Origin of the sequence: Azoarcus sp. TTM-91, from assembly GCF_012911025.1 — a bacterium.
Taxonomy (GTDB): Bacteria; Pseudomonadota; Gammaproteobacteria; order Burkholderiales; family Rhodocyclaceae; genus Azoarcus.
The window spans coordinates 1-9,767 of the sequence record NZ_WUEI01000148.1; the positions used below are offsets into that span (position 1 = coordinate 1).

At 70.7% G+C, this 9,767-nt stretch carries 9 protein-coding genes; 6 read left to right on the plus strand and 3 right to left on the minus strand.

Going from position 1 to position 9,767, the window contains the following annotated elements:
• Positions 1 to 216 precede the first annotated feature (216 nt).
• Positions 217 to 1,725 carry a PLP-dependent aminotransferase family protein gene (locus GRF61_RS21990; RefSeq protein WP_169152762.1) on the minus strand — a complete coding sequence of 503 codons (1,509 nt, stop codon included), beginning with the start codon at positions 1,723 to 1,725 and terminating at the stop codon, positions 217 to 219.
• A gap of 89 nt (positions 1,726 to 1,814) precedes the next feature.
• Between GRF61_RS21990 and GRF61_RS21995 the strand changes: the two genes are divergently transcribed.
• Both GRF61_RS21995 and GRF61_RS22000 read left to right on the plus strand, forming a co-directional pair.
• Positions 1,815 to 2,483, plus strand: coding sequence for a pyridoxamine 5'-phosphate oxidase family protein (locus tag GRF61_RS21995; protein WP_169152763.1), 669 nt, complete (start codon positions 1,815 to 1,817; stop codon positions 2,481 to 2,483).
• Between the two features lie 70 nt (positions 2,484 to 2,553).
• Positions 2,554 to 3,684, plus strand: coding sequence for a VIT1/CCC1 transporter family protein (locus tag GRF61_RS22000; RefSeq protein ID WP_169152764.1), 1,131 nt, complete (start codon positions 2,554 to 2,556; stop codon positions 3,682 to 3,684).
• Positions 3,685 to 3,781: 97 nt separating this feature from the next.
• Here the strand turns inward: GRF61_RS22000 and GRF61_RS22005 are convergent, their stop codons facing one another.
• Positions 3,782 to 5,443: a methyl-accepting chemotaxis protein gene (locus GRF61_RS22005; protein WP_169152765.1), complete on the minus strand. Its 1,662-nt coding sequence runs from the start codon at positions 5,441 to 5,443 to the stop codon at positions 3,782 to 3,784.
• A 305-nt stretch (positions 5,444 to 5,748) separates the two neighbouring features.
• Between GRF61_RS22005 and GRF61_RS22010 the strand changes: the two genes are divergently transcribed.
• The 4 genes from GRF61_RS22010 to GRF61_RS22025 all read left to right on the plus strand — a co-directional run bounded on the left by GRF61_RS22010 (position 5,749) and on the right by GRF61_RS22025 (position 8,956).
• A complete protein-coding gene (locus GRF61_RS22010; protein ID WP_169152766.1) occupies positions 5,749 to 6,843 on the plus strand; it encodes an acyltransferase in 1,095 nt (364 codons plus the stop codon).
• 180 nt (positions 6,844 to 7,023) lie between these two features.
• On the plus strand, positions 7,024 to 7,593 hold the full coding sequence (locus tag GRF61_RS22015) for an NADPH-dependent FMN reductase (RefSeq protein WP_169152767.1): 570 nt from the start codon (positions 7,024 to 7,026) through the stop codon (positions 7,591 to 7,593).
• A gap of 176 nt (positions 7,594 to 7,769) precedes the next feature.
• Positions 7,770 to 8,402 carry a MarC family protein gene (locus GRF61_RS22020; RefSeq protein ID WP_133594253.1) on the plus strand — a complete coding sequence of 211 codons (633 nt, stop codon included), beginning with the start codon at positions 7,770 to 7,772 and terminating at the stop codon, positions 8,400 to 8,402.
• Between the two features lie 155 nt (positions 8,403 to 8,557).
• Positions 8,558 to 8,956, plus strand: a complete 399-nt coding sequence (locus GRF61_RS22025) for a hypothetical protein (RefSeq protein ID WP_248281395.1) — start codon at positions 8,558 to 8,560, stop codon at positions 8,954 to 8,956.
• A 348-nt stretch (positions 8,957 to 9,304) separates the two neighbouring features.
• Here GRF61_RS22025 and GRF61_RS22030 read toward each other — a convergent pair.
• A partial coding sequence (locus GRF61_RS22030) for an OmpA family protein (RefSeq protein ID WP_211166138.1) occupies positions 9,305 to 9,767 on the minus strand: 463 nt, incomplete at its 5' end.

Sequence of the window (9,767 nt, forward strand, 5' to 3'; positions counted from 1 at the left end):
CGCCCCGGCCCTGCGGCCTGCCGGCCCCAGGGCGCTCCGGCGGGCGAAACGATGCTTCGCTTTTTCCGCCTACGCCCCGCGAGGGGAGAGGGGGCAAGGCAAGCCCGCGGCGGGTAAAGCGGTGGGGGTAGCGATAATCGCCCAAACTCCCAAACTCCCAAACTCCCAACCATCTGCCGACCAGCCGACCAGCCGACCAGCCGACCAGCCCAATAGTCACCCCGCAGCGCGCTCAGCCCCTTTTTTCTGAGACGAACTGGCGCTATTCCGCCTCTCACCCACCGTCTCCTCCAGCGCCTGCCGCAACCGCCTCACCGCTTCATCCATCTGCCCTTCCGGCGTTCCCCCGTAGCCCAGCAGCAGGCCGCGACAGTCCAGCGGGGCCTGCACATAGCGGCTGAGCGCCTGCACGCCCAGGCCGAGTTCGCGGGCGCGATGGGCGAGGGCGAGATCGTCGGTGCTTTCCGGCAGGCGCAGCACCAGGTGCAGGCCGGCCTGGCCGCCGTCCAGCGGCAGGTCGCCGAAGGTGCTGCCCAAGTGGTGGCCGAGGGCTTCGCGCAGCGCGGCCTGGCGGCGCTCGCCGCGGCGGCGGCTGCGGCGCAGGTGGGCGCTGTAGTGGCCGCGGCGGAGGAAGTCCGCCAGGGCAGCCTGTTCCATCGCCTGCCCTGGGCGGGTGGTCTGGCTGGCGGCGCGGGTGAAGGCTTCCGCCAGCGCGGGCGGCACCACCAGGTAGCCGATGCGCAGGCCGGGGTAGAGCGTCTTGCTGAAGGTGCCGGCGTGGATCGCCGGCGCGCCGGGGCGCAGGCCGAACAGCGCCGGCAGGGCGGGGCCGCCGCGGCGGAATTCGCTGTCGTAGTCGTCCTCGATGATCCAGCCGCCGGCCGCCTGCACGCCGTCCAGCAGCGCCAGCCGGCGGCGCAGCGACAGTTCCTGGCCGCTGGGGTATTGGTGGGTGGGGGTGACCAGCACCAGGCGCGGCGGGTGGCGGCGGAAATCGGCTGCGTCGAAGGCCATGCCCTCGGCGTCCACCGCCATCGGCCGCAGGCGCAGGCCGGCGAGGCTGAGGGCGGTGGCGGCGGGCGGATAGCCGGGGTTCTCCACCCAGGCGCAGTCGCCGGCATCCGCCAGCAGGCGGGCGCACAGCTCCAGCGCGGCATGCACGCCGGCGGTGACGATGACCTGCTCCGGCGCCACCGCGAAGCCGCGCAGGCCGGCGAGGTGGTCGGCCAGCGCTTCGCGCAGCGCCGGTTCGCCGCCGCCGGCGCTGTAGCCGAGCTGGCGCGGGGTGGCCTGGCGCCAGGCCCGCTCCAGGCAGGCGCGCCAGGCGCGGAAGGGGAAGTCGGCCAGATCCTGCATGCCGGGCGCCAGTGGCCAGGTGGCGGTGGTGCTGCGTTCGTCCTGGTCCGGCCGCAGCACCGCCTGGGCGCGTTGCGACAGCCGGGGTGCCTGTTCGGTGCGCGCGGCGGCGGCCGGCGCTGGCAACGCGGCGACCCGGCTGCCGTGGCGATCCGCCTGCAGACAGCCTTCCGCCGCCAGTTGTTCGTAGGCGTGCAGCACGGTGTTGCGGGCGATGCCGAGTTCGGCCGCCAGCGCGCGGCTGGCCGGCAGGCGGCTGCCGGCGCCGAGCCGTCCCTCGGCGATGGCGGCGCGCAGGCGGCGGTAGAGCAGGTGCTGGCGCGGCACGCCGGCGGGCAGCGGCGGCGCCAGCAGCCAGGTGAAATCCATGGTGGCTCCATCCGGAGGCGAGCTGGTGGTGCTAGGGATGGTGCCACGGCGCGGGCAGCATGGGGCCTTCCCCCCGACTGGAGCCTGCGATGTCATTGCCTTCCGAACCTTTTTCCGCCGCCCCGTCCGCCCGCAGCCGGGTACGCCGGCGGTCGGAGCGCGCCCACTACGATGCCGCTACCGTCGCTGCCATCCTGGACAGCGCGCTGGTCTGCCACATCGCCTTCCAGTGGGAAGGCTCGGTGCATGCACTGGGCACCGCCCACTGGCGCGAGGGCGAGCATCTCTACATCCACGGCGCGCGCGCCTCGCGCATGCTGAAGGCGCTTGCCGCCGGCCAGTCCTGTGTCACCGTCACCCAGGTGGATGGCCTGGTGTTCGGCCGCACGCCGCTGCATCACTCGATGAACTACCGCTCGGTGGTGGCCTACGGCCAGTTCGAGCCGGTGGAGGACGAGGCGGAGAAGGCGGCGCGGCTGCAGGCCTTCATCGAGCGCCTGGCGCCGGGCCGCTGGGCGGCGCTGCGGCCGATGAACGACAAGGAGTTGGCCGCCACCGCGGTGCTGCGCCTGCCGCTGGACGAAGCTTCGGCCAAGATCCGCGACCATGGCGTGGTCGACGAGGACTCCGACCTGGGCTGGCCGGTGTGGGCCGGCGTGGTTCCGCTGGCTTTGCGGCGGGGGGCGCCCGTCGCGGACGGGCAGAGCAAGGTGGGGCAAGCGCCGGCCGGTCTGGGCGCAATCGTGCCGCCGGCGTGACGCATGCGGGTTCGCTGCGCTGCGGCATTCGCTTACACTCGCCCGGCATGAAAAGAACGGGACAGAGCACGTGACGCAGCCGCATGAGGACGTAGCCCGCTACCGGGCCAATCTGCAGGACGAGATCGACAGCGCCGCCCTTTACCGGGCGATGGCGGAGGAAGAGCGTTCCCCGGAGATCGCAGAGCTGTACCTGCGCCTGGCCCAGGTGGAGGAAAGCCACGCCGCCTTCTGGCGCCGGCGCATCGGCAAGCTGGTCGGCGTGGAACCGGCGCCCAGGCCGAGCTGGCGGGCGCGGGTGATGATCTGGGCCACCCAGCGCCTGGGCGTGAACGCGGTGCTACCGACGGTGATGAACCAGGAGGCCACCAACCGCACCATGTACGACAGCCAGCGCGAGGCCCAGGGCACCGCGCTGCCGGCGCAGGAGCGCTCCCACGCCCGTCTGCTGGCGCACCTGGCCAGCCGCTCCCGCCACGGCTGGAACGGCGCCCGCTACGCCCAGCTCGAAGGCCGCCACGGCGCCGGTGGCGGCAACACCCTGCGGGCGGTGGTGCTGGGCGTGAACGATGGGCTGGTGTCCACGCTGAGCCTGGTGATGGGCGTGGCCGGCGCCGCCTTTTCCTCCTCCACCGTGCTGATGACCGCCGCCGCCGGCGCGCTGGCCGGAGCCTGCTCGATGGCGATGGGCGAGTGGATCTCGGTGCAGAGTTCGCGCGAGCTGTACCAGCGCCAGATCGAGGCCGAGCGCGACGAACTGGAGCATGTGCCGGCGGAGGAGAAGGAGGAGCTGGTGCTGATCTACCAGGCCAAGGGCTTCTCGCCGGAAGAGGCGCGCACCATCGCCTCGCGGGTGATCAGCGACAAGGATTCGGCGCTGGACACGCTGGTGCGGGAAGAACTGGGCATCAACCCGGATGACCTCGGCGGCTCCGCCTGGGCGGCGGCCGGCTCATCCTTTCTTGTCTTCCTCCTCGGCGCCCTGGTGCCGGCGGCGCCACTGCTGTTGCTGGAGGGTGAGCAGGCCATCGTGGCCAGCGCCGCCGCCAGCGGCGTCGGGCTGTTCGCCATTGGCGCGGCCATCACCGTATTCACCGGCGGCGGGGCGTTCCGCAGCGGCTTGCGCCAACTGGCGATAGGCGCGGCGGCCGCGGCGGTCACCTATGGCGCGGGAATGCTGTTCGGGGTGGCGATCCACTGAGGCGTGGATGTGGCCGCCGGGGTTCCCTCTGCGCATCGGCAAGGGGACATGAAAGGGGCCGCTGCGCTCAAATCCAGCGCCGCGGCTCCTTTTCCCCTCAGGCGCGGAAGCGCTCCACCAGGTCGTGCATGTCGGCTGACACCCGTTTCATCTCCACCGCGGCGGCCCGCGCCTCGCTCATTGCGGCGGTGTTCTCCTCGCTCATGGTGGCGATGCTCTCGACCTGGCGTGCCAGCTGTTCGCTGGCACTGCTCTGCTCCTGCAGCGCCACCGCGATGTCGCCGGACACCTCCACCACCCGTTGCGAGCTTGCCCGGATGGCGGTGACGGCGTCGCCGGCGAGATCGGCCTCGGTGCTGGCCTTGCCTACCTCCTCCACCATGCGGTGCATGTCGTCCACCGCATCGCGCGTCTGTAGCTGGATGGCCTGGATCTTGGTGCTGATTTCGCCGGTCGCCTGGGCCGTACGTTCGGCCAGCTTGCGGACTTCATCTGCCACCACCGCGAAGCCGCGCCCCTGTTCGCCGGCGCGGGCGGCCTCGATGGCGGCATTCAGCGCCAGCAGGTTGGTCTGATCGGCAATCTCCTTGATCACCCCGGCAATGTGGCCGATCTGCTCGGTATGCCGGCCCAGCTCCTCCACCCGTTCCGAAGTCGCGCGTACCTGGCCGGCCATGGACAGCATGCCGCCCACTGTGCGTGAGATGACCGCGCCGCCGTTCTCCGCCTGCGCCTGGGAGCCATGCGCCAGCTCCCGGGCGGTGGTGGAGGATTCGGTGACGTGGGTGATGCTCACCGCCAGCTCCTCCACCGAAGCCGCCATCGACGAGGTGTATTCGTTCTGCTGGGCAACCGAGGTGTTGAGCTGGGTGAAGGAGTGGGAAAGGCCGTCGGAAACATGCGAGACATGGTCGCCGGCGGCCTTCATGCGCTGCACCACCGCCTGGAATTCCTCCAGCAACTCGTTGACGCTGGCGGCGAGCTGGCTCATTTCGTCCTGCCCGGTGAGGGGGATGCGGCCGGTGAGGTCCAGCGTGCGCTTGATGGCGGCGGTGGTGTCCTGCACCACCGCGATCTGGCGGCCGATCTGGCGCCGCGCCAGGCTCACCAGCACGGCAACCACCAGCAGGCACAGCCCGCCGAAGGCCACCAGCACCCGCCAGGCGGTGGCGTAGGCCGCCTGAGCGTCGGCGATCTGGGTCTGCACCCGCGCGGTCTCCAGCTGCTCCAGCTGCGAGACGAGCTTGTTCATGGCCTCGGTGCTGGCGCGGTCGCGGCCGCGCAGCTGGCGGTCCAGCCGCTTGCCGGCTTCGCCGTCGGCCGGGTCGAAACCTTCCAGCGCGCTGCGGTAGGCCTCGCCCAGCTCGCGGTGGGCGGCCAGCAGCGTGTCCAGGTCCGCCACCAGGGCGCGGTAGGCGGGAGCCGCATGGCTGGCGAAGGCGCCGCGGGCGGTGTTCAGGCCGGTCTGCACCCGGATTTCCTCATCGGCGAAGGACTGGCGGTAGCGGTCGAAATCCTCGCGGGCATTGCCGCGCAGCAGGATGTTCTTCCACTCCTGCACCTGGGTCTTGAAAGCCAGGCTGGCCTGCTGGATGCGGATCAGCTCTTCCTGGCCGTGCCGGCTGTCCTCCAGGCTGCGCTCCAGGGTGTCGTTGAGGCGCGCCAGCTGGATCACCCCGAAGGCGGTGGCGAACAGGATGCCGCCGACGGCGAGCAGGCCGAGCAGCAGCAGGCGGGTGCGTATGGTGAGGGAGCTCATGGGATTGTCCTGTCGGGTTTGAGGCGGCGGCACAGTCTTTTTATAGGCCGGGCGGAGGGTTCCGCTGCGAATGCGGGGCATGCGGGTGAACAGGGGGCGACGCTCGGCGCAATCGTTGCCATTCGTTGCAAGGGGCGCGGAGGGCTGGTGCGCGGGTGCGCTGCAGCAGAAGTCTGCTCGCGTGGCAGGGGTGGGAGATAAGGAAAAATTCCGCAACGTTCTCGCCGTCGGCGGGCCGAAGTGCCCGGACTAGGCTGCGCTGTTGCCGTTGACTAAGCATCGGCCCGAAACCCCGAGGAGCGCCCGTGAACCGCGTCGAACCCCTGGACTACGGCAGGTTTCTTGCCGCCATCACCGTGCTGGCCTACCACTACCTGGTCAACGGCATCTACAACGGCAAGATCGACTCGCTGGCGCCCGAGCCGGCCTTGGTCGGGTTCGCCAAGTACGGCTATCTCGGCGTCGAGTTCTTCTTCATGATCAGCGGCTACGTGATCTTCTTCTCCGCCCGCGGCAAGCGGGCGAGCGAGTTCGTGGTGTCGCGCGCGCTGCGGCTGTATCCGGCCTTCTGGGTGGCGATGCTGTGCACCGCGGCGGTGGCGGTGTTCCTCGGCGATGGCCGCATGGATGTCACGCCGGCCCAGGTGCTGGTGAATCTCACCATGTTCTCCCGCGCGCTGGGCGTGCCCTTCGTCGACGGGGTGTACTGGACGCTGCAGTTCGAGCTCGCCTTCTACCTGGCGGTGCTGGCGCTGCTGCTGGCCGGCCTGCAGGACAGGCTGGAGCCCATCTTCCTGCTGTGGCCCTTCGCCATGGCGGTGGCGCTGGCGCTGGGCCTGAGCGAACTGCCCTACCTCGGCGGCCACTTCCCCTTCTTCGCCGCCGGCGCGGTGCTGGCGATCCAGAAGACGCGGCCCACGCGCTACTCGCTCGCCGCCCTGCTGCTGTGCTGCGCGCTGTGCGTGCTGTTCGCGGTGCGCAACCTGCCCGCCGGGCTGGTGGCGGACGGAGTGAGCTATTTCCGCCCGCTCATCGCCGCCATTGTCTGCGCCCAGTTCGCCTTCTTCCTCTTCCTCAACTCCCGCCTCGGCAGCCGCCTGCGCCTGCCAGGCTCGCGTCTGGCCGGCGGGCTCACCTACCCGCTCTACCTGGTGCATGCCCACATCGGCTACATGCTGCTGTCGCGCTTCGCCACCGAGGACAACAAGGCGCTGGTGTATCCGGCGGTAGTGGCGCTGGTGCTGGCGCTGGCCTGCGCCATCCACTTCGGCATCGAACGCCGCGGCGCCGCCTTCTGGCGCGGGGCGATCGACGCCAGCCTGGGGCGCGCCACCCGCTGGCTGGAGCGCCGGCTGGCCGGCGTGCCCGGGCTGGTGGCGCGGTTGCGCAGGGCGGCCTGAGTACATCGGGCAGCACTTGACGGCGCCACCTATACTCCGGCTGGAACTGGCTGTATCCGGCCGTAATGCGCTCCGGCCGGCCCGGCGATGAGCGAGTTCCACTAATGGGTCTGTAACGTTCTCGCGGGCGCTGCGCCCGTGCCCCCTGCCGCTGCGGCGGCCCACTACGGAGGTCATCTCATGAGCACTCGTCCCCTCAAGGTCGTTACCCTGGTCGGCAGCCTGCGCAAGGGTTCCTACAACCGCATGGTTGCGCAGTCGCTGGCGGAGCTGGCGCCGGCCGGCTTGAGCGTGGAGTTGCTGGCGTCGGTGGGCGACATCCCTCACTACGACGCCGATCTGCAGGCCGAGGGTTTTCCCGGCGCGGTGGTGGCGATGGGCGATGCGATACGGGCGGCGGACGGGGTGATCATCGTGACGCCGGAGTACAACTACTCGGTGCCCGGCGTGCTGAAGAACGCCATCGACTGGCTGTCGCGGCTGGACAAGCAGCCCTTCGCCGGCAAGCCGGTGGCGATCCAGAGCGCGTCGATGGGCGTGTTCGGCGGTGCGCGGGCGCAGTATCACCTGCGCCAGATCCTGGTGTTCCTCGACGCCATCGTGCTCAACCGGCCGGAGGTGATGGTGGGCGCGGCGCAGACCAAGGTGAATGAGGACACCGGCACGCTGGGCGACGCCGGCACTCGTGATTTCATTGCTGGCCAGCTGAAGGCTTTCGAGGCTTTCATCCGCAAGCACGGTGCCGCCTGAGGGCGCGCGCCTGTCCGCCTGCCGCGGCTGCACCGGCCGGAGGGCCTGGGGGAACGAAGGGTGACGGGCGGTAGCCGCGCCGGCAGCCTGGGCTCCGGAGCCGGGGATGGCGGCAGCCGCCGCCATGCTGGCTAGAATGGCGCCCACGGGCGTTTTCCGGGAGGCGTGGCGCGCTGATGAGTCGCTGGTACGAATGGCTGAACATGCTGGTGGGCCTGCTGGTCATCGTCAATCCGCTGCTGGCGGTGTCGGCCTTCTCCACGCTGAGCGGCGACGACGATCCGGCCCGCCGCCGCAACACCGGCCGCCATGCGGCGATCACGGTGGCGGTGGTGCTGACGGTGTCGGCGCTGGCCGGCGAGGCGGTGCTGGGCTTCTTCGGCATCCGCCTGCCGGAGTTCCAGGTCGGCGGCGGCATCCTGATCCTGCTGATGGCGCTGTCCATGCTCAACGCCCGCCCCGGCCCCGCCCGCCATACCGCGGAGGAGGCGGACGAGGCGCAGGAGAAGGCGCAGATCGGCGTGGTGCCGCTGGGCATTCCGCTGCTGGCCGGGCCGGGCGCCATCAGTACCGCCATCATCTATGCGCATCAGGCGCGCGGCTGGGTGGATGTGGCGGTGCTGCTGATCGCGGTCTGGCTGGTGGCCGCGCTGGTGTGGCTGTCCATGCGGCTGGGCGACGAGCTGGTGCGGAGGATGGGCGTGCTCGGCCTCAACATCGCCACCCGCATCATGGGTTTGCTGCTGGCGGCGATCGCGGTGGGGTTCGTCACCCAGGGCTTGCGCACCTTGCTGCCCGGGCTGGCTTGAGTCTGCCTGTCCGGGTGTGATGATCGGCCGGGCAGCGGCGCGCGGGCCTGCGGATTGCACGCCGCGCTGGCGCGTCGCGCAAGCGGTGGCGGAGCCGCCGCCGGTTTTTTCATCGAGCGGGCGGCGGGCGCGCCGCCGGATCATGGGAGAGAACGATGACGGGAACACCTTGGATGAAGGCCGCGCTGGCGGCCGCCGGCATGCTGGCCCTGGCGCCGGCGGCGCAGGCGCAGGAAGGCCAGGCGATCAAGCTGGTATGCGGCGGCATCGGGGTGGATGAGTCGGCGAAGATGCGTGCGGAGATCAGCTCGCATTCGCTGACCATCCTCTATTCCACCCCGGATGGCAGTTACCTCACCGGCGTGCATACCCGGGTGGACGATCCACTCAAGGATCGCAGCGCCGAGTCCGAATGCGGTCCGGTGGGGCAGGTGGATGTGAGTGAGCCGGGGCGTTACCGGGTTACCGCGACCTTCGCCGGGCAGACCCGCAGCCAGTGGTTCGATCTCAAGCCGGGCGGCGGCGCACGCACGGTGATGAGCTGGCGGGAGTAAGCCGCGACCGGGGTGCCGCTTGCCGCCTTGCTGCGGTGGCGCTGCCCGAGGTGGATCCATGGGCTGGCGCGTGGTACGTGACCACGCCGGTTGAACCCGTGCCGCGGCTTGCCCCTGGGCCGCTTCCGCGCAGAGGCTCAGGAGCGGGGCGTCGTCCGCCATCGCGTGATCGTGTGATGGCCGCGCGGGGGGCTACCGTGGCGGGGGATAGAGGGATGGGCTGAGCCCTGCCGTCCGCTTGTGCGCCCGGCGCTGTCGCCCGAACCGCGCGGCGCATGCTGCTGGCGGCCCGGCGTTGAGGGGTTCGGTTCCGCGCAGCCATCCCGATCCCGCCCCGTTCCATGCCGTTCAACCCGCCGGCACGATGATGGCGACCCGCCTGTTCTGCGCCCGGCCTTCCGGGCTGGCGTTGTCCGCTACCGGGTGGGCGCTGCCCAGGCCGCGCCGCTCGATGTTGCCGTAAGGGATGCCGTAGTCGGCGATGGCCCGCGCCACCGCGTCGGCACGCCGCTGCGACAGGGCCTGGTTGTGGCGCTCGCTGCCGGTGTTGTCGGCATGGCCTTCCACCCGCAGGCTGTCGATGTCCACCCCGCGCAGGGTTTCTGTGATCTGGCGCAGGGCGTTATGGGCGCGTTCGCTCAATTGGTCGTCGTTGGAATCGAACAGGATGGGGCCGGCCAGGTTCAGGCCCCAGCCCTCGTCGGTAAGGGTGAAGCCGGCGCGTACCAATGCGGCGATCTGGCGCTGGTCCAGCCCGCCTGTGGGGGCGGGTGGCGTTTGACAGCCGAGCAGCAGGGCGGTGGCGGCGATG

Coding starts and splice junctions, on each gene's coding strand:
- GRF61_RS21990 (WP_169152762.1), bottom strand. CDS start 1,725: ATGGATTTCACCTGGCTGCTGGCGCCGCCGCTGCCCGCCGGCGTGCCG.
- GRF61_RS21995 (WP_169152763.1), top strand. CDS start 1,815: ATGTCATTGCCTTCCGAACCTTTTTCCGCCGCCCCGTCCGCCCGCAGC.
- GRF61_RS22005 (WP_169152765.1), bottom strand. CDS start 5,443: ATGAGCTCCCTCACCATACGCACCCGCCTGCTGCTGCTCGGCCTGCTC.
- GRF61_RS22015 (WP_169152767.1), top strand. CDS start 7,024: ATGAGCACTCGTCCCCTCAAGGTCGTTACCCTGGTCGGCAGCCTGCGC.
- GRF61_RS22020 (WP_133594253.1), top strand. CDS start 7,770: ATGAGTCGCTGGTACGAATGGCTGAACATGCTGGTGGGCCTGCTGGTC.
- GRF61_RS22025 (WP_248281395.1), top strand. CDS start 8,558: ATGACGGGAACACCTTGGATGAAGGCCGCGCTGGCGGCCGCCGGCATG.